Genomic DNA, 23,534 nt, shown 5'->3' with positions numbered 1-23,534 from the left:
AAGAGTTAGGGCATGGAGCGGATTGGGGAGAAGCAAGCGGGCGCAGTAATGGCGCTTGGGCGCGCTCCGGTAGTTACGGATTCCCTTCAAGCCGCCACGGTTCCGGCCAACACCGTCAGTACTGACCTGATCGAACAGCTGCGGGTCTTGGAGGAGATGAAGTCGGCCATAACCGCTTTGCAGGCGCGGGTAGCTGTGGCTTTCGATCTTGCCCAGCGTGCTGAACAGGCTGAGGCAGGTGTCCCTGCCTCGGAGCGTGGCCGGGGTGTGGGGGCTCAGGTGGCGTTGGCCCGGCGGGAATCCCCGAACCGCGGGGGCCGGTTGCTGGGTTTGGCCAAGGCCCTTGTGACGGAGATGCCACGGACGTTGGCCGCCCTGCAGTCCGGGTACTTGAATGAATGGCGTGCCACGCTGCTCGTCAAGGAAACAGCGTGCTTGTCTGCGGAGGACCGGTGTGCCGTGGATGAGGAACTCGCCCCCGATGCCGGAACCTTTGACGGGAAGGGCGACAAGGCGATCATTGCCGCGGCTAAGGCTGCAGCGTACCGTCGTGATCCCCGCTCGGTAGTCGGGCGTGCCAGCCGTGCCGCAGCGGAGCGGACCGTGAGCCTGCGCCCGGCGCCGGACACGATGAGCTATTTGACCGCACTGCTACCGGTGGCCCAAGGCGTGGCGGTCTACAAGGCGCTGACACAGGCGGCTGATTCAGCCCGTTCCAGCGGCAATGCAAGGTCTTTCGAGGATGTGGGGTCCGGCCCGCTTGTCCGGCCCCGCGGCCAGGTCATGGCCGACACCCTGGTGGAACGCATTACGGGCACCCCGGGCGGGATTTCGGGGATCACCATTGACCTCGTCATGACCGACCGCACCCTCTTTCAAGGTGACAGCGAGCCGGCCAGGCTTCAGGGGTACGGAGTCGTCCCGGCAGAATGGGCCAGAACCGTCGTTGGTGAGGAGCAGTCAGCCCGGGACCGGGAGTTCTCTGTCTGGCTTCGCCGGCTCTATACCGCGCCGGCTACCGGAGAACTCCTTGCCACCGACTCCAAAGCCCGGCTTTTTAGCGGCCGCCTCCGGCGCTTCATCGAGACCCGTGACGATAGCTGCCGGACGCCATATTGCGATGCGCCCATCCGGCATATAGACCATGTGATTCCGTGGCACTCCGGCGGGCAAACAAACCTCGGCAACGGGGCAGGACTTTGCGAAGCCTGCAACCACACTAAAGAAAACCCCGGCTGGAGCACCCGAGCCGTAGATGCCGACGTGCACACCTTGGAAATCAGCACCCCCACCGGGCACACGTACCAATCAAAGGCCCCACCCCTGCCGGGACACCGCCCCTCCAGGACATAGGAGCTTCTTTGGGGTGAACCCTCTATTCCTCCGTGAAGTCCCCTGCGTCCCTGCGGAAGGTGCCGAGGACGCGGATGAGGTGATCGACGTCGTCGGCCCCGAAACCTGACTTGCCGAAAACCTCCGCGTTCAGTGCCGTTGTCGCCTTCTTGGCGAGGGTGCGGCCCTCTGCGGTGAGCTCTATCAGGGTGGTTCGCCCATCTGTTGGGTGCGGTGAGCGGGCAACCAGGGCGGCTTTTTCCAAGCGGTCGACGGCGTTGGTCACCGAGGTGGGATGGACCTGCAACAGTGCGCTGGCTTTGTTCATGGGCAGCGCCCCGCTGCGGGCGAAACTCAGCAACGCCAGGAGCTCATAGCGCGCGAACGTTAGCCCGAACGGTTTGAGCACTGTTTCGATGCGCGCCAGCAAGATCTGCTGTGTGCGCATGATCGCGGTGATGGCAGCCATGGGCGCTGCAACGTCGCCCCAACCATGCCGTTCCCAGTTGCGCTGGGCGTCGGCGATGGGGTCGCGGGGGAGGGGGGTGCCCATGGGCCTCCTTCTGTTGCTCGATTGGCCTAGTGTTCCGGGTGGCTAGTCTTTCAGATTCGGGAACTCTTCCTCGGTGTATTCGACGCCCAAACCAGCCGGCAACGGACCAGCGCCATGCCGGGCGACTTCCGACCCGCGAAGTTCTACGCGCCGGATCTTGCCCGAAATCGTCTTTGGCAGTTCGCCGAATTCGAGCCGCCTGATGCGCTTGAACGGCGCCAGATGCTCGCGGCAATACTTAAGAATGTCCTCAGCCACCGCGGGGCCGGGTTCGTAGCCCGCAGCCAACACAACGAACGCCTTGGGCACCGAGAGCTTCACCGCATCAGGCGAAGGAACGACGGCGGCCTCCGCCACTGCGGGGTGTTCGATCAGGACGCTTTCAAGTTCGAAAGGCGACAGGCGGTAATCGGAGGACTTGAAGACATCGTCATCCCGGCCGACGTACGTGATGACGCCGTCGGAGTCGCGGCTCGCCATGTCGCCCGTGTGATAGTAGCCATCGCGGAAGGCTTCGGCGGTCTTGGCTTCGTCGCCGAAGTAGCTCTTCATGAGCCCCACGGGCCGGGGATCCAGACGCAAGCAGAGCTCGCCGTCGTCGGACTCCTGCCCGGTGAGCGGATCCACCAGGACAACGTCGTACCCGGGAAGCGGCCGTCCCATCGAGCCAATCTTCACCGACTGCGCGGGTGTGTTGGCAATCTGGACTGTGGATTCGGTCTGGCCGAAGCCGTCGCGGATGGTGACTCCCCAGGCTTCCTCCACTTGGCCGATCACCTCGGCGTTGAGCGGTTCACCCGCCGAGACCACCTTGCGGGGCGGGGATGTGAGTTGGGTGAGGTCGGCCTGAATGAGCATGCGCCATACCGTCGGCGGAGCACAGAAACTCGTGACGCCTTCGCGGCCCATTTGGTCCATCAGGGCGGCGGCGTCGAAGCGCTGGTAGTTGTAGATGAAGACCGTGGCCTCCGCGATCCACGGCGTGAAGACGTTGGACCACGCATGCTTGGCCCAGCCGGGGGAGGCAACGTTGAGGTGGACGTCGCCAGGTTCCAGGCCGATCCAATACATCGTGGACAGGTGGCCCACGGGATACGACGTGTGGGTGTGCTCTACGAGTTTGGCCCTGGACGTGGTGCCGGAGGTGAAGTACAGCAGCAAGGTCTCGTCAGCGCGAGTGGGCGCGTCGGGCGTGAAGTCCGTGCCGGCGTCGTACGAGTCTGCGTACTGTTTGGCGTCCGCGTTGGTGGGTTGCGCACCGATCTCAACCAGCGTGTAGTCGCCCTCGACGTCGGCAAACTTGCCGATGTTGGCACTTCCGACCGCCACCCAAATGGCCCCGCCGCGTTCCACCCGGTCTTGGAGGTCGCGGGCCCCCATGAGGGTGGTGGTGGGGATCATGACAATGCCCAGTTTGATGCCGGCCAGCATGAGTTCCCACAGCTCAACCTGGTTGCCGAGCATGATGATCATATGGTCGCCACGCTTGACGCCTTGGTCCCGCAGCCAGTTGGCGAGCTGGGAGGACCGCTGGGAAAGGTCTTTGAACGTGCGGCGGGTGGAACTGCCGTCCTGTTCCACGATGACCAGCGCGGGCTTGCTGCCTCTGGTCTCGTCTGCGGCGATCTGGTCGAACCAATCGAGGGCGAAATTGAACTCCTCGAAGCGTGGCCACTGGAATTCGGAGTGGGCCTGTTTGTAGTCCTCGCGCAGTTCCAGCAGCCGGTCGCGGGCCGCACGGAAGTCTTCTGTGACTGTCATAGTCCGCCTTTCGCCTCGGTTTGCGTTGGCATCTTTGCCGCAGCATCCCGCCTAGTGATCCACATCACCTTGCAATATACTAGGACATCCAAGGGTTTGGAAGAGCCCATGCGGGACATGACGAAGGGGTCTAATGCTCGACGAAAAAGCTGCCGGCACCGTTACCAGCGGTGCGGCGTCAGAACGCGTCCTGCCTCCTTATCCGGAGGCGGACTTGATGCACGTCATCGACCTGCTCCCAACGGAAGAGCGTGTGCGGTACCTCGAGATCAGGGAGTTCCTGCAAACGCGGATACGGGCCGCCAGCATTGACTACTGGAACCGGGAGGAATTCCCGTTCGGGCTGCTGGCGGACATGGCCAAGTTCGGGCTCGGCGGACTGCAGACGGACGGCTCCTCCAAGCTGTTCAAAGGCCTCATGTACACGGAAATCGCCCGCGCCGACGTGTCACTTTCGGCGCTGGTGGGCATCCATAACGAACTCATTGTGGGCATGATCCACGAGCTCGGTTCTGACGAACAAAAGCGCAAGTGGTTGCCCGGGCTGGAAGCTTTCACCCAGCTCGGCGCCTTCGCACTTACTGAACCGGACCACGGTTCCGACATCGCCGGAGGACTCTCGACGACGGCGCGACGCGACGGCGGCGAATGGGTCATCAACGGTGCCAAGCGCTGGATCGGGGCGGGGACCATCGCGGACTTCGCGTTGGTTTGGGCCCGCGATCTTGCCGACGGGCACATCAAGGGCTTCATCGTGGAGACGGACCGCCCAGGCTACTCGGCTACCAAGATCTCCAATAAGATCGGCCTGCGCATCATGCAGAACGCGGACATCGTGTTGGACGAGGTCCGAGTTCCTTTGGAGAACCTGCTGCCCGGAGCCACGGAATTTTCCCGTGCAAATGATCTTTTGCGAGATTCCCGGGCATGGGTTGGCTGGCAGGCCGCGGGCATCCAGTTGGCAGCGTTTGATATCGCCCGTTCTTACGCGTTGGAGCGCAAGCAGTTCGGCAAGGAACTGGCGCGTTTTCAGCTGGTGCAACAGCAGCTCGCGGACATTCTGGGCAATGCCAACGCCTCCCTGTCCATGATGGTTGAGCTCGCCCGGATCCAGCAGGCCGGGAAACTCGAAATGGTGCAGGCGGCCATGTGCAAGGCCACCACCACCCGGCTTGCCCGATCATCCGTGTCGATGGGCAGATCCCTCTTGGGAGGGAACGGGATCACCACGGATTACGAGATGGCCAAGCTCTTTGGCGACGCTGAGATCCTGTACACGTACGAGGGCAGCTACGAGATCAACTCGATGATCGTGGCCCGCGCGGTCACGGGGAAGTCGGCGTTTGTGTGATCACGCAAAAGCACTCCTTCGCCGGCGTGACGCTGGCGAAGGAATGCTTTTGCGTGCGAGCTAAGAGTTTGGGGCTGCCACCAAGGCCGGGTCAGGAGGTGTGGTGACGGCCGCCGCGTGTTCGGCCAGGACCCCCGTCCGATGCCTGATGCGAAGACGGTAGAGCAGCGTTCCGCCGATGATGACCGCGGCAACGAACATGACGCCGCCCCATTGCAGGTACCACTCGAACGGCGGCACCGAGTTGTAGATTTCCGGTCGGGGCCACACAAGGTTCAGCGTCATGGCTCCGCCCCAAAGCACCGCCAGGATGTTCACGGGCAGTCCCCACTTGCCCAGGCTGAATCCCGGTTCTGATCCGTCGTCCTTGAGGGGCCACTTCTTGAGGAACCGCCGCCGCAGCATGGGCACAGTGACCAGCAGGTAGGACAGGTAGATCAGCACGATGCTGATGCTGGACAAAATGGTGAAGATGGCTGGCTGGGAGATGTTGACGATCAGGGGAATCACCGCCACTACACCGATAACGATTGCCGCAACCGTGGGTGTTTTCCGGGTGGGGTGCACTTTGCTGAGCTGACGGCTAAAGGGAAGGTTGTTGTCCCTGGCCATGGCAAACATCATCCGGATAGCTGCTGCATGGACAGCCAGCGTACACACAACTACAGCTACTACGATGCATGCCAGGAACGCCTTGCCGAACGGACCACCCAGCACTGAAAGCACGATGTACTGCAGTCCGCCATCGGCCGCCCCGAGCTTGGGATCGGAAAGATCGGGGGCCGCCAGGATTCCGCCCAGAAGGAGCAGCCCTCCCAAAAGGAAGGATGCCGTAACGGCACGGAGGATCGCCCTGGGAGCCGTGCGCTTGGGGTCCTTGGTTTCTTCACCCAGGGAACTGGCGGTGTCGAACCCGTACATGACATAGCCGGATGCCATGGCAGCAATGAGGAACACGCCAAAGAAGCCCAAGGGGTGTTCTTCGCCGAACCCGGCAGTATCGAGCAGGACTTCGGGTCCTCGCACGGAGTGCCAGATGAGCGCCGCAATGAGCAGGACGGCAGCAACCAGCTCCACGAACACGCCCACACTGTTGATCATGGTCATGAGCTTCACGCCGAACGCGTTGATGAGCGTGGAAATGCCGATCATGATGGTGGCCAGGATGACCCCATTGACGGCGAAGTCGTAGGGACCCGTTCCGTCGCCCACCAACTGGAAGCCACTCCAGATCTGCGGCAACGTGATTTGGAGGGCCAGGGCAACGGACCCCAAGGCCATGATGGAGGAGAGCAGCAGCAACCAGCCCGCCAGCCAGGCCCACGTTCCGGTTGAAAGCCTCTTTGCCCAGTTGTAGACCGACCCGGCCACCGGATAACGCCCCGCCAGTTCGGCAAAGCACAGGGCAACCATGAGTTGGCCGACGAAGACGATAGGCCACGACCAGGCATAGGCGGGTCCCGCCGTCGAAAATCCAAAGTAAAACAACTGAAAAACGCCGGTGAGGATGGAGATGTAGCTGACGCCAGCGGCGAAGCTGGCAAACTTACCGATGCTGCGGTCAAGGGTTTGGGCGTAGCCAAACTCGTCCATACCGCTTGCATCGCTCTTGCAGGGTCCTATTTTGCTGGGTTCTGACATTCGAACTCCTAACTCAGACATGCACGAATGGTGATAACCTGCGGCCGCCATTGGACGCAGTGGATATCAAAGTCCGGGCACCACGGTGTGCCTCGGGCTGTTTCCCCCATTGTTTGTAGCGTGGGTCTAAAAGCAGGGCGCCTGATCAGGCGAGGGACAAGCTGAAGTCGGCTTCCGCCGTCGTGGTTTCCTCCGTCCGGCTGGCACTGAGGTCGGCCTTGATAAGGTCGGCGCAACGTTCGCCAATCATCATGACGGTGATGTTGGGGTTCACGGTGACGTGTTCCGGCATGACGGAGGCGTCGGCCACGCGCAGCCCGGTGACGCCCTTGACCCGCAGTTCGGGATCCAGGGGTGACATGTCATCGGCCACAGGTCCCATCCGGACTGTGCCAACCGGGTGGTAGACGGTGTTGTGGGTTTTGCGGATGTAGTCCTGCAGTTCCTCGTCGGTCTGTGCCTCGATGCCGGGAGAAAGTTCGCGGCCGGTCCATTCGGCCATGGCCGGCTGCCCAGCGATTTCCCGGGCCTTGCGGATTCCGGCCACCATGACGCGCATATCGTGGCCCTCTGGATCGGTGAAATACCGGGGGTCCACCATGGGCTTGTCGCGGAAGTCCCTGCTCCGCAGACGAACGGTCCCGCGTGAACGCGCGTGGGTGACGTTCGGAGTGAGACTGAAACCGTTCTCCGTGGTGGGGTAGCCGTAGCGCAAGGTGTTCATGTCGAAGGGCACGGAGCCGTAGTGCATCATCAGGTCGGGGCGGTCCAAGCCCTCCTCGGTGGGAGTAAAGATACCGATCTCCCACCACTGGGTGGAGGCTTGCACCATGGGCTGCTTGGCCTCGAACTGCACAACGCCTTCCGGGTGGTCTTGCAAATGCTCGCCGACGCCCGGGGAATCCACCAGGACCTCGATGCCGTGCTGTTCGAGGTGCGCCGCCGGGCCTATGCCGGAGAGCATGAGGAGCTTGGGGGAGTCGATCGCGCCGGTGGACAGGATGACCTCGCGATGCGCTGAGAGCCGGTGCGTCCGGCCAAACGCTGAATCAACAACGTCGACGCCGGTGCAGCGCTTCTCTGCGTCAAACACCAGTTGGCGTGCCCGCAGGCCCGTCAGCAGTGTGAAGTTTTCGCGATCGACGATGGGGTGAATATAGGAGACCGAGCTGGAGGAACGCGTCCCATCCGAACGGCGATTGATCTGGAAGAAATTGGCGCCGTTGATCACGGTGGTGCCGTCATTGAACTTTGTGCGGGGGATGCCAACCTGCTCGCAGGCATCAAGGAGCGCGACGCCGGCGGGATCGTTTGGCGGAACGTTCATCAAATGCACAGGACCGGAATCGCCATGGTGGGGAGCATCCGGGCCGGCGTCCTCATTGGATTCCAAACGCTGGTACAACGGCCACGCGGCATCAGCGTTCCAGCCGGCGGCACCGTACTTTGACTCCCACTCGTCCAGGTCTTCGCGGGGAGCCCAGAAGGCGATGCAGGAGTTGTGGCTGGAACAGCCACCCATCACCTTTGCGCGGGCGTGGCGCATGAAGGAGTTGCCGTTCTCCTGCGGTTCCACCGGGTAGTCCCAGTCGTAGCCGGATTCCAGCAGCTCCATCCAGCGGTCCAGCTGCAGGATCTCCGGCAGATTACGGTCATCAGGTCCGGCTTCCACCAAGGCCACGGTGACGGCAGGGTCTTCGCTCAGCCGGGCGGCGACGGCAGCTCCTGCAGATCCTCCGCCGATGATGACGTAGTCGAACCCGCGCTCACTGAGGTCTTCAATGTTGTCAGTGTGCATCTATTTCTCCTTGCCGTGGTCTGCGAACCAGCCGGTCACCTGAGGGCTGGTGTTCTGGTAGATGTGCTTGGCTTCCTGATACTCACCCAGCCCGGTGGGGCCGAGCTCGCGGCCGACGCCTGACTGGCCGAAGCCGCCCCACTCGGCCTGGGGAAGGTACGGGTGGTAGTCGTTGATCCAGACCGTGCCGTGCCGCAAACGGCCCGCTACCCGCTGGGCCTTGCCGGCATCCTGGGTCCACACGGCACCGGCCAGCCCGTAGATGGTGTCGTTGGCGGTGGCTACGGCTTCGTCCTCAGTGCGGAAGGTTTCCACTGTGACTACCGGGCCGAAAGCTTCGTCAACCACTACCGACATTCCCCTTTGAACGCGGTCCAGGACGGTGGGCTGGTAGTAGAAGCCGGCGTCGAACTTCTCACCTTCGGGTGCCGCGCCGCCGCACCGCAGCCGAGCGCCTTCTGCCACACCACGCTGCACGTAGGCATCCACCTTCTCCCGGTGTGCCGCGGAAATCAGTGGTCCGCTTTCAGCAGATTCGTCGAACGGGCCACCGAGGCGGATGTCCTGCGCCCTGCGGACCAACTCATCGACGAAGCGCTCGGCGATGGATTCCTCCACTACCAGCCGCGCCCCGGCGGAGCAGACCTGTCCAGAGTGCACAAAGGCGCCGTTCAGGGCATTGTCGACGGCGGCGTCGAAGTCAGCGTCAGCGAACACCACGTTGGGGTTCTTGCCGCCGAGCTCCAGCGCCACCTTCTTCACGGTGCCGGATGCGGCTGCGGCAATGCGCTTGCCGGTTTCCAGCCCACCGGTGAAGGAGACCAGGTCCACGTCCGGGTGCTCCGAAAGCGGTGCGCCCGCTTGTGCGCCCGGGCCGGTCACCAGATTGGCGACGCCGTCCGGCAAGCCAAGATCCTGTAGCAACTGCATGGTCAGGATGGCTGTGGACGGGGTCAGCTCGGACGGCTTGAGGACAAAGGTGCAGCCGGCCGCCAGAGCGGGTGCGATCTTCCATGCGGCCTGCAACAGCGGGTAGTTCCACGGCGTGATCAAGCCGCAGACGCCCACCGGTTCGTAGACGATCTTGCTGACGACGGCGGGGTCCCCGGCGTCGACTACCCGGCCCGCCGACTGCCCGGCGAGCCTTCCGAAATATTCGAAGCAGGCGGCGATGTCGTCGATGTCGATGCGACTTTCGATAATTCGCTTGCCGGTGTCCAGCGATTCGGCACGGGCGAACTTCTCCCGGCGTTCGCGCAACTCTGCTGCGACTTTGAGCAGGAAGGCGCCCCTCTCAGGGGCGGGGACTGAGGACCAAACGCCGGAGTCGAAGGCCGCGCGAGCAGCAGCAATGGCGCGCTCGGTGTCTTCGCGGCCGGCTTCGGACACCGTGGCGACCAGTTCGCCGTCGGCCGGGTTGTGGATGCGGCTTACCGCACCGGATGCAGCCGGCTCCCACCGGCCGTTGATGAAAAGAGTGGAGGGGGAATCGGAAAATGTGGCTTGGGTCATACGATGGAGGTTAGTGCATCTTGAACATCTGTTCAAGGAAAATTATGAACAGATGTTCAAGTTACCGACGGGGTGCGAGCATCAAAGCGCGTTGATGGTGATGTTTTTGCGCATCTCAGGAAGCGTGGCTTTGAGAGTCTCGAGAGTCGGGCAAAGTGCTTCCACCTTGAGGGTGACCGCCGGCTTATTGAAGGTCCGAACCACGGTGTAGCCAAAGGCATCACCTGATGTATATGACACCGCCAGCATGTCAACATCACGGTTACCGGCTGCACTGAAACCCAGTGTTGCGTCCTTGGCCGAAGCGATGAGTTCAGTCTTGTTGGGGAAGAGGATGGTGAGGACCTTCAAGGTTGATGCCCTGTCGTCGCCGGGTACGAGTTCGGAGGGCTGGTTTCGCACCTGAACCGTCCGTACCTTGCAGCGCGTGTTCTCGGAGCTGAAGGTCATCATGCCGTCCGCCGCCATGCGACTGTAGTCGCCTACCCAACCGGCGGTCGGGTCCGTCAGGGAGCTGGCGATGTCCGGGGTGTGCCCGCCGTTTTCATCCCCAAGAATCCTGTTGCCGTTGGCCCAGGTGAGATCTTCGGTGGCTGCATCGAGCCTTCCGCCAGGGCTGTCGCCGCCAGCCCCCGCTGCTTCCTTGGATGAGGCTGCTTCCTTGGATGAGGCTGCTTCCTTGGATGAGGCTGCTTCCGTGGGTGAGGCTGCTTCCGTGGGTGAGGCTGCGCCTTGGGCGGCGCTCTGCGAGGTGGTGGAGCTAGTCGGGGCAGTGGAGGAAGCCTCGGTGGTGGCCGGTGCGCCGATGCTGCAGCCTCCCAGCGCGGCAAGGACAAATGCGGACGAGAGCAGTGCAAAGAACGGTGTGCGGTATGGGCTTGGGGTCATCATCAGGATCCTAGGGTGTTTGTTCTGGGCCGAGGTGGAAGCCAGCCTCGGCGTATATCTATCGACTGGATTAATTTATCAGTCGGCACACCGTGACATCACAGAAGCGAGGACCTTCCGGCTCCTCAACTTTGATTTCCGAGAATGCTTGCACCCATCCCTGCCCGCGGCTGCTACGAACTACTCTCATGAAAAAGCTCGGACTCCGGACCAAAGGCACTGAAACCATGGCGGCGCTGGCAGGCGTGGTCTCGGCCGCCGTCGTGCTGGCTATTGCCGAGCTGATCGGTGCATTCTTTACTGCCAGGGCAACCCCGGTGTTTGCCTTGGGATCCACCTTCATCGACTTCACGCCATCGTGGTTGAAGGACTTTGCGATCGCCACGTTCGGCACCAATGACAAGGCTGCGCTGTTCGTAGGCATGGGCCTGACGATCGCCGTGCTGGCCTGCGTGCTGGGAATAGTGGCTTATCGGAAGTGGGCCTTGGGTGTCCTCGGCGTGCTGTTCATGGGCGCAGTGATCGTGGCCTGCGTCCTGACCCGCGCCGGCGTGGGACCCGCCGACGCCATCCCCTCCGTTGTGGGAACCGTCTCCGGCCTCTTCGTCCTGCGCCGCCTCATGGTGCCGTTGTGGGGGTCGAAAGCGTGGCCGGAAGCCCCCGCTGACATAGCGGCTGACGCCGACAACCAGGCCGGGGGAGCCGGCACCAGCCGCCGTCGCTTCTTTGCTACCGCCGGGATCACTGCGGTGGCGGCGGGGATCGCGGCGACCGGTGGACGGCTGTTGGGTGCTGCCCGCAACAACATCGCCCAGGCGCGGGATGCCCTCCGGTTGCCCACACCTGTCAGGGCTGCGCCCCCCGTGCCGGCGGGAGTCCAGTCCCCGGTCCCCGGAGTCTTGCCTTGGCTGACACCGAACAGTGAGTTCTACCGCATTGATACGGCCCTGAGCGTCCCGGAAATCAACATCAATGATTGGGAACTGCGAGTGCACGGAATGGTGGAGGAGGAAGTCACCCTCACCTTCCAGGACCTTCTCGACGCTGATCTGATCGAATCGCACGTCACCCTCACCTGCGTGTCAAACCCGGTGGGTGGAAAGTTGGCCGGAAACGCCAAGTGGCTGGGCCTGCCCATCCGCGAAGTCCTGGCCAGAGCCAAACCGAAGGAAGGCGCGGACATGGTGCTCTCCACATCCATCGACGGCTTCAGCGCATCTACTCCGTTGGAGGTCCTCCAGGATGACCGCGATGCCATGCTGGCCATTGGCATGAACGGTGAGCCACTCCCGGTGGAGCACGGATACCCCGTTCGGATGGTGGTTCCGGGACTGTACGGATTCGTCTCCGCCACCAAGTGGGTGGTGGATCTGGAGGTGACCCGCTTCGCGGACAGCAAGGCTTACTGGACACAGCGTGGATGGTCAGAACGTGGCCCCATCAAGACCATGGCACGTGTGGACGTACCCAAGTCCTTCGCGAAGTTCCCGCCAGGCAAGGTCGCAGTGGGCGGCACAGCATGGGCCCAGACGCGGGGAATCACCAAGGTGGAAGTACAGATTGACGACGGCGAGTGGGTGGAGGCAACCCTTTCGACCGAAGCTTCCACCATCACCTGGCGCCAGTGGTCTTACGAATGGGACGCCACACCCGGCATTCACTACGTCAAGGCCCGCGCCACCGATGGCACCGGCGAAGTCCAAACCGACAAGCGCGCCGACCCCGTACCTGACGGAGCCTCGGGCTGGCCGTCGGTGATGGTCACCGTGGAGTAATCGAAAATAAGTGTGAAGGGTGTGGCCGGCCCGGGGGTTTGGGCCGGCCACACTATCTACTTGGTGTAGTAGACATCACGCTCTGCTGACGCGTCATGGGGGGACAGTCAACAGTGCGCCGTGAAGACCATCCTGGCAGGCACGTCTCCTGGCCGGACTGGTCGTGGCTACCCGATAGCAGCACGCAGGGGGTAGCCTCACACCATTCAAGTGCAGCGGTCATCCAAAACGTGACGCCAATTTTCACCAGAAGTTAAAAGCGGCCGGTCATGGTGAGGCTAAGACGCGAAAGCGATCTGCTCTGTGCGCGCAATACCGCGCTCGATGGCTGCCTTGTCTATGCCCAAAAGAGTGGTGAGCCACATGCCGTTCTGCACCACCACGATGTCGGCTGCCCGGTCACTGCATTCATCAGGGGAAAGCCCCGGAACGGCATTCCCAATCAGGGCCGCAAGCCCTTGGAGATACCTGTCAAAGGCTGCGGCATTGATTCGCGCAAAGTCCTCATCCGCTTGGGCGAGCGCCCACAGGTGGAGGCGGAGGGACAGGTATGGTGTGGTCAGGAGCCCAGGGTCGGCAACGCGCCGAAGCGACTCCCGGAGTTGCTCGTCCGGGGTTGAAGTGGGCACCGGCTCCACCAGCAGGAGGTCGTGCTCTTCAATCTGGCGGAGCACCGCGCGGATCAGACTCGATTTGTCTTCGTAGTAGTAGTTCACAAGCCCAAGCGCGACGCCGGCTTCACGCGCCACAGCGCGCATGTTGATACCCGAAATGCCGTGACGGGACAATAGCTCCAGAGCTGCTTCGAGAATGCGTGTCTGCCTGTCAGCCTGTTCCCCGGACTTCACGGTGCTTGTACCCATTCGGCCAGACTATTGCCTAACTGGGATCAGCGCATCCTGGCCGCCTAGAGGTTCGTTTCCGCGTAAACCCGCAGCGCGTCCCGAACAAACGTTGCACCTGATTCTCCGCCGTAATTGGCCGCGAACCGCGGATCAGCCACGTACATTTCGCCGAGTCCCGTGACGTAACCCTTGACGTCTCCGCCAGGTGCCGCCGTCGGGGTTCCCGGAATGCCGCGGAGCCACTCGACGTGACGCCGCGCCAGGTCCTGCGCCTCGGTGCTTTCCGCCGAAACCCCGGATTCCGCGGCAGAGATCCAGTCCGCGCCCAACTTTTGGGCGCGTTCCTTCCACTGCTGCTTTTCATCTGCGCTCATTCCGCGCCACCAGGAATCACTGGCGGCGTAGGCATCCTCGCCCCACCGCTCTTCCACCTCGTCCTTGTACTGAGTGTGGTCGAAGCCGTCAAACATGTCCTGTGCCATGTACTTTCCATCCCCTTTCATTGTGTCGATGGTTTGCCGAACGGAGGTGATCTGCCGGGTCAGCCTGTCCTGCTCCTGGGCGAGCCATTCCAGATGGCTGCTTAGGGCTTTGACGGTGTCCGTTTCGCGGTCAAGAACTTCGGCGATGGCCGGCAGGCCAAGCCCCAGTTCCCGTAGAAGCAGGATGCGCTGGAGCTGCACCAGAGCCGGACCGTCATAGTAGCGGTAGCCGTTATGGCCGGTCCGGCTTGGCTTGAGCAGCCCGATGTCGTCGTAGTGACGCAGCGTGCGGCTGGTTGTCCCTGCAATCTTGGCGATCTCCTGAATTGACCAGTCCATACGTCCTCCGTCCTGTGCTTGTTGTTCGACAGTAGAGGTTGACGTTACGTCAAGGTCAAGGGGATGGTGGCAAGCACTTAGTCGGCGAGGATCAGGTAGAGCGCCCGGCGGGTTTCGTCGAGCTTTTCGATCGCCGCCTGGCGCTGTTCGTCGGTAGCAGCCGCACGGAACTGATGGATGACACCCATGAGCTTGCCTACGCTTTGGTGGAACGCTGCGCCCGTTCCATCAGCCTCGGTGTTCCAGGCGTTGGCCAGTTCCTCTTCATGCTCGGCGACGTAAGCCTTGCCGTCGTCCGTGAGCGTGAACTCGGTGCGGCGACCCTCGCCGACGGCGACGATCAGTTCTTCGTCCACCAGTTGCTGCAGCGTCGGGTAGACGGAGCCGGGGCTGGGGCGCCATGCACCGGCTGTCTTTTCGGCGATGGTCTTGATCAGGCCGTAGCCGTTGGATGGAGCCTCAGCCAGGAGCGAGAGAATCGCTGCGCGGACGTCGCCGCGATTGGCGCGGCGTGACCCGCCGGGCCCGAAGCCCCTCGGTCCGAAACCCGGGCCGAAGCCGGGTCCAAAACCGCCCGGGCCGAAGCCTGGACCAAATCCGCCTCCACCATGGCCGCCCGGTCCGCGCCGGCCCTTGCCCCGGTTGAAGCGGCCTCGGCCGTGCCCGTGCTCGGGGTGTCCGTGACCATGCTCGGGAAAAGTGTTGTCGTGTTCGTTGATGCCTTTCATAACAGCATCGTCCTTTCGGTTGAATGGTTCGCCAAAGGAGTATCGGCGATAGTTAACGATATATCGGTAACTATCGGGACGTCAAGAGGTTTCTTAAAGCACGACGGCGGGTGGCAGCTTCCGTAGGGAAGCCGGCACCCGCCGTCGTGAATGGTCTAACGCGACGTAGCTATTTCCACCAGGTATCGAAGATGGTGACCGGAACGGTGCGCTTGTGACGCGTGCGCAGGTACTTCTGTTCCAGCAGCTCTGCCGCGTCCTCGGGAACGTCGCGGCCTTCAAGGTAGTCGTCGATGGTGTCGTAGGTGATACCGAGCTCGTCTTCGTCGGTACGGCCGGGCTTGTTGTCCAGGAGGTCGGCGGTGGGAACCTTCTCCCAAACCCGTGAGGGTGCGCCCAGCTCGGCCAGGAGTGCGCGGTTCTGGCGTTTGTTCAGGCCGAACAGCGGCAGGATGTCCGCGCCGCCGTCGCCGAACTTCGTGAAGAAGCCGGTGACGGACTCGGCGCCGTGGTCCGTTCCGATCACCAGGTAATTGTGTTCGCCGGCCAGTGCGTACTGGGCGATCATGCGTGCGCGTGCTTTGGTGTTGCCCTTATGGAAATCGGAGATCGGGGCGCCGGTGGTCTTCTCGAACTCCTCCTCGAAGCCGTCCACGGCTTGGGAGATGTTGTAGGTCCACTCGGTCTTGGCCTTGATGAAGTCGAGGGCTGCTTGGGCGTCGTCTTCATCATGCTGGATGCCGTAGGGGAGGCGGACAGCGACAAAGTTTGCGTCCACGCCCTCGGCTTCCAATTCCTCAACGGCCAACTGGGCGAGGCGGCCGGCCAGCGAGGAATCTATGCCGCCGGAGATACCTAGGACAAATCCCTTGGTGTGCGTCGCCTTCAGGTAATCCTTCAGGAAACCGACGCGTTTGCGGACCTCCTCTGCGGGGTTGATCCGGGGCTGGACGCCCATTTCTTCAATGATCTTGGCCTGGAGTTCGCGCATGGTCCAACACTAGTCAGCATGGCTGTGGACGCTCAACCATATTGCCTACTTCCAGCCCACGTGTCAGCTAGTGGGAAGGCGCCGGACCTGTGGAGCCGCGCACGGTGAGGTGGGTGGGCATGACGGCCAGGCGTCTGCTGGATCCGGAGTTCAGCGGATCCAGTTGTGCCAGCAGCATGGACACGGCCACGCGTCCGGCCTGCTCAATCGGCGAGGCCATGGTGGTCAGGGGCGGGTTGCAAAAGTCGGCTCCGAAGATGTCATCGCAACCCACGATGCTCATGTCTTCAGGAACACGGATGCCGCGCTCGCGGAGTCGCTGCAGCATCCCGATGGCCAGGAGGTCGTTGAAGACGATGCAGGCCGTGGCTCCGGTCCGCACGGCCGCGTCAGCTGCTGCCGCCCCGGAGGTTGTCTTGGGGGTAAAGGGTCCCACTCTTGACGTGGTGATTCCGCGTTCGCGGCTTTCGTCTTCAAAGGTCTTCCACCGTTTGGCGTTGGACCAGGATGACGCCGGCCCGCCGACGTAGCAAATCTTTCCGTGACCCAGGGACGTGAGGTGTTCCAGGGCTTGGACAACTGCGGCGGGGGTATCGATCACCACTGCGGGCGCGTTGGAAGAGGACCGGTTGATGGTCACGATCGCTTGTGATGATGCTGCCTCGAGTATTTGTGCGTCGGTGAGGCGGGATGCGGCGAGGATGAATCCGTCCGCAGTCCGTTGCATCTTTCGGAGGGTGTCCGCTTCCATTTCGGCCGACTCCTCGGTGTCTACGAGCAGCTGCGTGTATCCGGCCGCTTTGAGCTGGTTTTGGGTCCCCCGGATGATGTCGAAGTAGAACGGGTTGGTGACGTCGGGGACCAGGAGTGCGATGGCATTGGTGCGTCCGGAACTCAGTCCGCGGGCCTGTGAGCTGGGGACGTAGTTGAGCTCCGCCGCCACTTTTTCGATCCGTTCGCGGGTCACGCGGTTCACCCGGTCCGGGTTGGACAATGCCCGCGAGACGGTTGATGTGGCCACGCCGGCCCGTTCTGCAACGTCACGGATGGTGGGGGCAGTTGCCCTTGCGCTTGTCTCTCCCATGGAAAGATTGCAACACTCTTGGCAACTTTTGGCAAACGCTTGCCGCTTGGATTGCCAACTCCCTAGACTCGACAACGAAGCCCCTGTGACGCACGCCACCACCACCTGCGGGCTTGGTAATCAAGGAGGAAACAATGAAGTTTGCACCATCAGCAAAGCTGGCCGCCGTTTTGGCAACGGCCGCCCTGGCTTTGACCGCCTGCGGGGGAAGCGGCAGCAGTTCGGACAGCACCGGAGGTGCCGTGGACGGCGCCGGGAAGAAGTTGAGCGTCCTCACCGGGGTCAACAACCAATACCCCGAGCAGCAGAAGGAATGGTTCAAGGACATTGCCGCCAAGTTCAAGGCAAAGACTGGCGCGGACGTTGAATTTGAAACTTTCGCGTCTGCCAACGACGAACTAACCCGAATTCAAACGTCAGTGGTTTCCGGCCAGGGCCCGGACGTTTACAGCCTGGGCACAACCTTTACCCCCACGGCCTACGCCACAAAAGCATTCGTGACTCTCTCCGAAGACGACTGGAAAAAGGTTGGAGGAAAGGACCGCTTCAACCAGGCCGCCTTAGGCATTTCCGGCCCGGACGCCGATCACATGGCCGGCATTCCGTTCGTCAGCCGCCCGTTCGTCATGGCGTACAACAAGGACCTCCTTGCCGCCGCGGGCATCGAGAAGCCGGCAACAACGTGGGACGAACTCGCTGAACAGGCCAAAAAGATGACCAATGCCGGCGCCGGGACTTATGGCCTCGCCACCGGGTACAAGGACAACTTCGACCCGTGGAAGTTCATTTGGGCCATGTCCGTTCAAGCCGGAAACCCGCTGGTGGACGGAGACAAGCTCAAGATGGACGATCCCACCGTCAACAAAGCTTACGAGACTTACTTCGGTTGGCTCACCAAGGACAAAGTAGTGGATCCCGCCGCCATCGGTTGGAGCAACAGCAACGCCGTAGCGGCGTTCGCTTCGGGCAAAGCCGGCTACTTGATGATGACTACCTCCAGCTCCGTCCCCACGTTGGACAAATCAGCCATAGCCGGCAAGTACGCCTACTCCGTCATGCCCACTACAGCGCCGGGTGAAACGGCTCCGAAGGGCGACGGCGACAAAGCTGCCAGCATCCTCTCCGGTGACAACGTTGTGGTTGCCGACTACTCGCAGCAAAAGGACCTGGCCTTCGCTTACATCGAGCTCATCACATCCAAAGACGAGCAGCTGAACTACCAGAAGATCTTCGGCGAACTCCCTGCCAATGCGGAGGCACTCGCCGCCCTGACCGACCCGAAACTCCAACCAATCGCCGACGCCGCAGGCAAGTCCAAGGCAACACCGTTCACCGGTGCCTGGGGCGACATCCAGCTCGGCCTCCTGAACGTCACCGTCCAGTCCATCCCGGACCTGGCCAACGGTTCCGTGGATAACTCGGCCCTGGAGTCACGACTCAAGGACGCACAGTCCAAGGGGCAAGCCTCCCTCGACCGGGCCGCGAAGTCCTAGGCAGGATCTCCCATGTCCACTGATTCCTTCAGGGAAATGAAGGCCGCAACGGGTCCGGCTGCCGAAGGGCAGCCGGGCCGGATCGGCACAATGTCCGACGCCGGTACGTCACCGGTGGCAGGCGCAGGAACCAGTCAGCCTGCCGGACGCGGCAAGAAACCCGTCCGCCGCAAGGGATTGAGCGAGCGGAACCGTCCACTGTGGATGCTGATCCCCGGCGGACTCCTGATGTTCGTCATCATTGTGATTCCGCTGTTCCTGGGCATCTACATGTCGGCCCTCAACCTGGACCAGTACACCCTGCGCAAGTGGGTGAGCGCACCCTTTATAGGAATCGACAACTTTGTAGAGGCACTGACCGATTCGCCGCTGCTCCATTCGGTGTGGCTGAGTGTCAGCTATTCGCTGATCGCCATGGTGATCACTTTGCCGTTGGGCATCGCTGCCGCCGTGGCCACGCAGAACGCCTTCAAGGGCCGGGCGCTGGTTCGCTCCATCTTCCTGATCCCCTACGTCCTTCCATCCTTCGTGGTGGCCACGGTGTGGCGGACCATGTTCCAGCCGGACGGTGTAGTGGATTCGGCGCTGGGCGTGTTCGGTATGGATGGCGGGCTGTGGCTCAACGGGCCGCAGACCTATTGGACGCTCATCCTGGTCCAGATCTGGGCTTCCTGGCCGTTCATCTACCTGCTGGCTTTGTCCGGTCTGCAGTCCGTAGACCATGAGGTCCACGAAGCCTCGGCCCTGGACGGTGCGCTGTGGTGGAACAAGCTGCGGTATGTCATCTTCCCGTATCTCAAGGGACCGCTCGCGCTGGCTTTCCTGATCGGCATGCTGCATCACATCAATAACTTCACGCTCCCGTTCGTGCTGTTCGGCGTGCCGGCCCCGGCCGACGTCGAAGTGCTTCCGATCCTCACCTACGTCACCAGCTTCCAGAGCTTCCGCTTCGGCCTCAGCGCCGCCATGGCTTTTGTGTCCTTGGTGCTGATCGCCATTCCGCTGTTTATCTACCTGCGCGCCGTCAAACTTGACGACGCCGAGACGCCGGGAGGCAAGAAGTGAGCGCATCAACCACCTCCGTCCGCGGCACCGCCCGCCGGGGTTCGGCCGGGACCACGTTCCGGCCCGGCTCCAAACGGCAGCATGAAGTGACCCGCCTCCTGCCCGGCCCCATGCTGGCAATCATCCTGACGGTCCTGAGCGCCATTGTGCTGATCCCGGTCGCCTACATCTTCCTGGCATCGGTGAATTCTGACATCGGCGTAGCCAACGGCGAATTCTGGCCATCCACGTTCTCGCTGGAGAACTACACCAAGATCTGGTCAAGCGTTGGCTTGGCCAAGGGTCTGGCCAACAGCGTGCTCGTGGCCGGAGCCACCGCCGTGGTGTCAGCGGCCATGTCCGTTTCCATCGCGTATGTCCTGGTCAGGTACCAGTTCCGCGGACGGCTAACCATTCTGCGGAGCCTCCTGGCGTTGCAGTCAGTCCCTGGCACGCTGATGGTCCTGCCCGTGTTCGTTCTCTTCTCATCAGCCGCGAGCTACCTGGGTGTCCAGGTCATCGGAACCCAGTGGGGCCTCTTCATCACCTACCTGACGTTCGCGATGCCGTTCTCAACATGGGTGATGGTCACCTATCTGCGCGGCTTGCCCCGGGAACTGGAAGAGGCTGCAAGGATCGACGGCGCCAGCAACCTCGGCGTCCTGGTCCGCATCATCCTGCCCCTTAGCTGGCCTGGAATCGTGGTCTCGGGAATCTTCGCGTTCCTGCTCGGCTGGAACGATGTCCTCTTTGCCTCCGTGATGACCCGGCCGGACAGCCAAACAGCTGCTGTGGCACTGCAGATCTTCGGGGCTTCGCAGGAAGGCGGCGCCATCCCGCTGTACGGCCAGATGATGGCGGCGTCGCTCGTCTGCGCCGCACCAGTAGTGATTCTCTACCTGATTTTCCAACGTTACCTAGTGGGCGGTCTCACCGCCGGAGGAGTCAAATAGCAATGACCGGTTCAGCAACAGTTGAGTGGACGCTCTCGGGCTTCGGAGACGAAATCGACGACGACCCGGTACTACAGATCGCAGTGCTCCAAGCCTTGGGCGCGAACCACATCGAGGTCCGCAGCGCGTGGGGAACCAACATCGTGGACCTCGCACCGGAACAATTGGCAGAGCTGAAGAATCTCCTGGACAAGGCGGGCATGGGAGTCTCTGCCATCGCGTCGCCCATCGGCAAGGTTGATGTCACATTTCCCGTGGAACACGAGGTGGAGCGCCTTCGGCGTGCCGCCAACGCGGCCCAGGTCCTGGGGGCCCGCTACATCCGCATCTTCTCCTTCTACTACGGCGAGGGCGTCGCGGTGGACAGCATCCGCGATGACGTCATTGAGCGGATGCGTGCCTTGGCAGGAGTGGCCGAAGAGACCGGAGTTGTGCTCCTTCACGAAAATGAAAAGGACATCTTCGGAGACACCCCCGATCGCGTGCTGGACATTATCGAATCCGTGGCTTCACCGGCGCTGAAAGTGGCCTGGGATCCGGCCAACTTCGTTCAGGTGGGTGTCAAGCCGTTCGACGAAGGCTACGCCAAGCTCCGTCCCCACCTCGAGTACCTGCAGGTCAAGGACGCACGGTTCGCGGACGGCGTTGTCGTCCCTGCCGGTGAAGGCGACGGCGATCTCCTTCGCACGGTGGAGGCGTTGAAAGCCGATGGCTTCGTAGGATTCGCGAGCCTGGAACCCCACTTGGCCGGCGCACACGGCCTGGGCGGCTTCTCAGGCCCAACCGCATTCGGGATGGCAGCCCGTGCCTTTGCCAAAGTCGTGACCGAAGCAGGAGTTGAAACCAAGTGAGCAAGCAAACCCCCACTGCTGTCCTCAACGTTGCCATCACCGGATGCGGAACCATCGGACGCACCCACGCGGCATCCGTCGGGGAGATCGCCGACCTTCGCGTCACCGCGCTGGTAGATGAAATCGCCGAAGCCGCCGAGGGACTGGCCCAGCACATCGAGGACAACGGCGCCGCCCGCCCGGCCACTTTCCGAAGCCTGGCTGAAGCGTTCGCCGGCGCCGACGTCGACCTCGTCATCATCGCTACCCCCAGCGGACTGCACATCCAGCAAGCCCTGGAGGTGCTTGATGCCGGCAAACACGTGGTCATCGAAAAGCCACTGGACGTGAACCTGGACCGCGCGGCTGAGATCCTCGCGGCTGCCAAAACGGCGGAAGCCAAAGGACTCGTTGCGAGCGTCATCAGCCAGCACCGTTTCGATCCCGCGAGCATCGTGGTGGACGAGGCCCGCCGTGCCGGGCGCTTTGGGCGCCTCACGTCCGCCATCGCCTCCGTGAGCTGGTACCGCAGCCAGGGCTACTACGATTCCGGCGCTTGGCGTGGAACGTGGGCAATGGACGGTGGGGGAGCTGTGATGAACCAGGGCGTCCACACCGTGGATCTGTTGCTGTGGTTCCTTGGCCGTCCGCTGGAAATCAGCGCCAAGACCGCTCTTTTGGCGCACACGGATGTTGAGGTGGAAGACACCGCCGTTGCCACCGTCACCTTCGAATCCGGTGCCCTTGCCGTTCTGCACGCAACCACAGCCGCCTACCCGGGCCTCACCGTCCGGCTGCAGGTCATGGGCAGCAAGGGCTCTGCCGTGATCGACAACGACCACCTCGAGTACTTCCATGCAGCCGCCTCGGACGAAGAGACCCAAAGCGGACCCATGGGCCTCCCGGGCGCAAGCAACCAAGCCGAGTCCGAACTCGCCAGGTTCGCTGAACCGGCCACCCGGACCAACCTGGATCCCACCCTCTACCCGGCCGGGCACATTCGCCAGTACCGCGACGTTGTGGAGGCCATCCGGACCGGGCGGCCCGCCGGCGTCACCATCAAGGACGCAGTCACGGCACTCGCCACCGTGCGTGCGCTGTATGTCTCGGCCACGTTGGGCCACCCGGTCCTCATCGCCGACGTCACTGCAGGCAAATACAACGACGTCCAGGTACGGACCGGCAATGGACGGCTTGAGGAGGTCACGGCATGAAGTTTTCTGTTTTCACGGCATCGACGCCGGAATGGACTCCCCAGGAAGCAGTCACGGAACTGTCAGCCCAAGGATGGCACGGCATCGAATGGCGGGTCACGGACCAGGCCGACGCCCCGGAACCGGGCTTCTGGGCAGGGAACAAGGCCACATGGCCCCTGACCGGACTTGAGGAATCACTCCCGGACATCGCACGGATCACCGCCAACGCCGGCCTGGAGTACTCAGGCCTGGGCGGCTACGCCCGATGCGACAACCACGACGACGTCGATCGCGTCCTCGCGGCAACCGCCGAGTTGGGTGCCAGGCAAGTCCGCGTCAATGTCCTTCCGCTGGGCAACTCCACTATGGGTGGCCAGGAACCGACGGGCCTGTCCTACCCGGAGTTGTTCGCCGCGACGCGGGAGCACTATGAGTGGGTGTCCAGCCGTGCGGCCCACCACGGTGTCAAAGCCCTGGTGGAACTGCACCATGGAACGGTGACCGCATCGGCGTCGTCCGCCAGGCGCCTCCTCGATGGCCTCGATCCGCAGCACGTCGGCGTCATCCACGACCTCGGAAACCTCCTGATCGAAGGCTGGGAGTCGCCGCTGCCCGCGCTGCAATTGCTGGGCCCCTACCTTGCCCACGTCCACGTGAAGAACGCACGATGGGTCCTCACGGACCAGCGCGATCCTGCCGGCGGTGCCGTCTGGGCCAGCGAATGGGCGCCCCTCGAAGCAGGAATTGGAAACGTAGTGACCTACTTCAAGGCGCTCGCCGACGCGGGCTACGACGATTGGGTGACCGTGGAGGACTTCTCCACTGAGGTTCCCCTCGCCGAGCGGACGGCCGGAAACTTGGACTTCCTGCGCCGCGCCGCATCCCTCGCCGGACTTGCCGTTGCCGGTAACGCCGACTCCGTCTCGAAAGGCTGAGCC

General features: G+C 62.6%; 20 protein-coding genes. 9 read left to right on the top strand and 11 right to left on the bottom strand.

Features of this window, described 5'->3' with window-relative positions; translation table 11 throughout:
• Window positions 1–12 precede the first annotated feature (12 nt).
• Window positions 13–1,353 carry an HNH endonuclease gene (locus AC1RJY_RS19625; RefSeq protein ID WP_498603059.1) on the top strand — a complete coding sequence of 447 codons (1,341 nt, stop codon included), beginning with the start codon at window positions 13–15 and terminating at the stop codon, window positions 1,351–1,353.
• A 22-nt stretch (window positions 1,354–1,375) separates the two neighbouring features.
• On the opposite strand, the gene AC1RJY_RS19620 is transcribed toward AC1RJY_RS19625, so the two are convergent.
• Window positions 1,376–1,885: a MarR family winged helix-turn-helix transcriptional regulator gene (locus AC1RJY_RS19620; RefSeq protein WP_011773264.1), complete on the bottom strand. Its 510-nt coding sequence runs from the start codon at window positions 1,883–1,885 to the stop codon at window positions 1,376–1,378.
• Window positions 1,886–1,927: 42 nt separating this feature from the next.
• Window positions 1,928–3,646 (bottom strand): AMP-binding protein, encoded by a 1,719-nt coding sequence (locus AC1RJY_RS19615; RefSeq protein ID WP_498603058.1) that lies wholly within the window; start codon window positions 3,644–3,646, stop codon window positions 1,928–1,930.
• Window positions 3,647–3,779: 133 nt separating this feature from the next.
• Here AC1RJY_RS19615 and AC1RJY_RS19610 point away from each other — a divergent pair, with 133 nt between their 5' ends.
• Window positions 3,780–4,997 (top strand): acyl-CoA dehydrogenase family protein, encoded by a 1,218-nt coding sequence (locus tag AC1RJY_RS19610; RefSeq protein WP_498603057.1) that lies wholly within the window; start codon window positions 3,780–3,782, stop codon window positions 4,995–4,997.
• Between the two features lie 60 nt (window positions 4,998–5,057).
• Here AC1RJY_RS19610 and AC1RJY_RS19605 read toward each other — a convergent pair whose 3' ends face one another.
• From AC1RJY_RS19605 to AC1RJY_RS19590, 4 genes are all read right to left on the bottom strand, one after another.
• Complete coding sequence (locus tag AC1RJY_RS19605) at window positions 5,058–6,638, bottom strand: APC family permease (protein WP_043469707.1); 1,581 nt, start codon at window positions 6,636–6,638, stop codon at window positions 5,058–5,060.
• Window positions 6,639–6,783: 145 nt separating this feature from the next.
• A complete protein-coding gene (locus AC1RJY_RS19600; protein ID WP_498603056.1) occupies window positions 6,784–8,436 on the bottom strand; it encodes a GMC family oxidoreductase in 1,653 nt (550 codons plus the stop codon).
• Complete coding sequence (locus AC1RJY_RS19595; RefSeq protein WP_498603055.1) at window positions 8,437–9,948, bottom strand: aldehyde dehydrogenase family protein; 1,512 nt, start codon at window positions 9,946–9,948, stop codon at window positions 8,437–8,439. It lies immediately after the preceding gene.
• A gap of 81 nt (window positions 9,949–10,029) precedes the next feature.
• Entirely contained in the window at window positions 10,030–10,839 is an 810-nt protein-coding gene (locus AC1RJY_RS19590) for a hypothetical protein (protein WP_498603054.1), read from the bottom strand.
• Window positions 10,840–11,024: 185 nt separating this feature from the next.
• On the opposite strand from AC1RJY_RS19590, the gene AC1RJY_RS19585 reads away from it, so the two are divergent.
• On the top strand, window positions 11,025–12,611 hold the full coding sequence (locus AC1RJY_RS19585) for a molybdopterin-dependent oxidoreductase (protein ID WP_498603053.1): 1,587 nt from the start codon (window positions 11,025–11,027) through the stop codon (window positions 12,609–12,611).
• A gap of 278 nt (window positions 12,612–12,889) precedes the next feature.
• On the opposite strand, the gene AC1RJY_RS19580 is transcribed toward AC1RJY_RS19585, so the two are convergent.
• The 5 genes from AC1RJY_RS19580 to AC1RJY_RS19560 all read right to left on the bottom strand — a co-directional run bounded on the left by AC1RJY_RS19580 (window position 12,890) and on the right by AC1RJY_RS19560 (window position 17,080).
• Complete coding sequence (locus AC1RJY_RS19580; RefSeq protein ID WP_014920609.1) at window positions 12,890–13,474, bottom strand: TetR/AcrR family transcriptional regulator; 585 nt, start codon at window positions 13,472–13,474, stop codon at window positions 12,890–12,892.
• A gap of 44 nt (window positions 13,475–13,518) precedes the next feature.
• Window positions 13,519–14,277 (bottom strand): MerR family transcriptional regulator, encoded by a 759-nt coding sequence (locus AC1RJY_RS19575; protein ID WP_498603051.1) that lies wholly within the window; start codon window positions 14,275–14,277, stop codon window positions 13,519–13,521.
• 77 nt (window positions 14,278–14,354) lie between these two features.
• Complete coding sequence (locus AC1RJY_RS19570) at window positions 14,355–15,005, bottom strand: PadR family transcriptional regulator (protein WP_498603050.1); 651 nt, start codon at window positions 15,003–15,005, stop codon at window positions 14,355–14,357.
• A gap of 169 nt (window positions 15,006–15,174) precedes the next feature.
• The gene (gene nadE, locus AC1RJY_RS19565) at window positions 15,175–15,996 is read right to left on the bottom strand and encodes an NAD(+) synthase (protein WP_014920611.1); all 822 of its coding nucleotides are present in this window, start codon (window positions 15,994–15,996) and stop codon (window positions 15,175–15,177) included.
• Window positions 15,997–16,063: 67 nt separating this feature from the next.
• The gene (locus AC1RJY_RS19560; protein WP_011773276.1) at window positions 16,064–17,080 is read right to left on the bottom strand and encodes a LacI family DNA-binding transcriptional regulator; all 1,017 of its coding nucleotides are present in this window, start codon (window positions 17,078–17,080) and stop codon (window positions 16,064–16,066) included.
• 134 nt (window positions 17,081–17,214) lie between these two features.
• Between AC1RJY_RS19560 and AC1RJY_RS19555 the strand changes: the two genes are divergently transcribed.
• From AC1RJY_RS19555 to AC1RJY_RS19530, 6 genes are read left to right on the top strand one after another with little or no spacing between them, the layout of a single operon-like run.
• A complete protein-coding gene (locus AC1RJY_RS19555) occupies window positions 17,215–18,573 on the top strand; it encodes an ABC transporter substrate-binding protein (RefSeq protein WP_498603049.1) in 1,359 nt (452 codons plus the stop codon).
• 12 nt (window positions 18,574–18,585) lie between these two features.
• The gene (locus AC1RJY_RS19550) at window positions 18,586–19,638 is read left to right on the top strand and encodes a carbohydrate ABC transporter permease (RefSeq protein WP_210064791.1); all 1,053 of its coding nucleotides are present in this window, start codon (window positions 18,586–18,588) and stop codon (window positions 19,636–19,638) included.
• Complete coding sequence (locus AC1RJY_RS19545; protein WP_142936848.1) at window positions 19,635–20,570, top strand: carbohydrate ABC transporter permease; 936 nt, start codon at window positions 19,635–19,637, stop codon at window positions 20,568–20,570. The genes AC1RJY_RS19550 and AC1RJY_RS19545 overlap by 4 nt, the downstream gene beginning before the upstream one ends.
• Window positions 20,571–20,572: 2 nt before the next feature.
• Window positions 20,573–21,421: a sugar phosphate isomerase/epimerase family protein gene (locus AC1RJY_RS19540; RefSeq protein ID WP_014920615.1), complete on the top strand. Its 849-nt coding sequence runs from the start codon at window positions 20,573–20,575 to the stop codon at window positions 21,419–21,421.
• Window positions 21,418–22,614, top strand: coding sequence for a Gfo/Idh/MocA family protein (locus tag AC1RJY_RS19535; RefSeq protein ID WP_011773281.1), 1,197 nt, complete (start codon window positions 21,418–21,420; stop codon window positions 22,612–22,614). The genes AC1RJY_RS19540 and AC1RJY_RS19535 overlap by 4 nt, the downstream gene beginning before the upstream one ends.
• On the top strand, window positions 22,611–23,531 hold the full coding sequence (locus AC1RJY_RS19530; RefSeq protein WP_498603048.1) for a sugar phosphate isomerase/epimerase family protein: 921 nt from the start codon (window positions 22,611–22,613) through the stop codon (window positions 23,529–23,531). The genes AC1RJY_RS19535 and AC1RJY_RS19530 overlap by 4 nt, the downstream gene beginning before the upstream one ends.
• Window positions 23,532–23,534 lie beyond the last annotated feature (3 nt).

The sequence above is a fragment of the Arthrobacter sp. GW822-FHT05G07 genome, from assembly GCF_058799755.1.
The sequence above is the reverse complement of the archived record's forward strand: the minus strand, read 5'-3'. Positions and strand labels throughout refer to the sequence as shown.

What these genes read in the sequence shown, in the direction of transcription:
- AC1RJY_RS19570 (WP_498603050.1), bottom strand. Translation starts at nt 15,005, where the DNA reads ATGAAAGGCATCAACGAACACGACAACACTTTTCCCGAGCATGGTCAC.
- AC1RJY_RS19575 (WP_498603051.1), bottom strand. Translation starts at nt 14,277, where the DNA reads ATGGACTGGTCAATTCAGGAGATCGCCAAGATTGCAGGGACAACCAGC.
- AC1RJY_RS19585 (WP_498603053.1), top strand. Translation starts at nt 11,025, where the DNA reads ATGAAAAAGCTCGGACTCCGGACCAAAGGCACTGAAACCATGGCGGCG.
- AC1RJY_RS19540 (WP_014920615.1), top strand. Translation starts at nt 20,573, where the DNA reads ATGACCGGTTCAGCAACAGTTGAGTGGACGCTCTCGGGCTTCGGAGAC.
- AC1RJY_RS19605 (WP_043469707.1), bottom strand. Translation starts at nt 6,638, where the DNA reads ATGTCAGAACCCAGCAAAATAGGACCCTGCAAGAGCGATGCAAGCGGT.
- AC1RJY_RS19615 (WP_498603058.1), bottom strand. Translation starts at nt 3,646, where the DNA reads ATGACAGTCACAGAAGACTTCCGTGCGGCCCGCGACCGGCTGCTGGAA.
- AC1RJY_RS19550 (WP_210064791.1), top strand. Translation starts at nt 18,586, where the DNA reads ATGTCCACTGATTCCTTCAGGGAAATGAAGGCCGCAACGGGTCCGGCT.
- AC1RJY_RS19625 (WP_498603059.1), top strand. Translation starts at nt 13, where the DNA reads ATGGAGCGGATTGGGGAGAAGCAAGCGGGCGCAGTAATGGCGCTTGGG.
- AC1RJY_RS19600 (WP_498603056.1), bottom strand. Translation starts at nt 8,436, where the DNA reads ATGCACACTGACAACATTGAAGACCTCAGTGAGCGCGGGTTCGACTAC.
- AC1RJY_RS19595 (WP_498603055.1), bottom strand. Translation starts at nt 9,948, where the DNA reads ATGACCCAAGCCACATTTTCCGATTCCCCCTCCACTCTTTTCATCAAC.
- AC1RJY_RS19560 (WP_011773276.1), bottom strand. Translation starts at nt 17,080, where the DNA reads ATGGGAGAGACAAGCGCAAGGGCAACTGCCCCCACCATCCGTGACGTT.
- AC1RJY_RS19620 (WP_011773264.1), bottom strand. Translation starts at nt 1,885, where the DNA reads ATGGGCACCCCCCTCCCCCGCGACCCCATCGCCGACGCCCAGCGCAAC.
- AC1RJY_RS19590 (WP_498603054.1), bottom strand. Translation starts at nt 10,839, where the DNA reads ATGATGACCCCAAGCCCATACCGCACACCGTTCTTTGCACTGCTCTCG.
- AC1RJY_RS19610 (WP_498603057.1), top strand. Translation starts at nt 3,780, where the DNA reads ATGCTCGACGAAAAAGCTGCCGGCACCGTTACCAGCGGTGCGGCGTCA.
- AC1RJY_RS19555 (WP_498603049.1), top strand. Translation starts at nt 17,215, where the DNA reads ATGAAGTTTGCACCATCAGCAAAGCTGGCCGCCGTTTTGGCAACGGCC.
- AC1RJY_RS19530 (WP_498603048.1), top strand. Translation starts at nt 22,611, where the DNA reads ATGAAGTTTTCTGTTTTCACGGCATCGACGCCGGAATGGACTCCCCAG.
- AC1RJY_RS19580 (WP_014920609.1), bottom strand. Translation starts at nt 13,474, where the DNA reads ATGGGTACAAGCACCGTGAAGTCCGGGGAACAGGCTGACAGGCAGACA.
- nadE (WP_014920611.1), bottom strand. Translation starts at nt 15,996, where the DNA reads ATGCGCGAACTCCAGGCCAAGATCATTGAAGAAATGGGCGTCCAGCCC.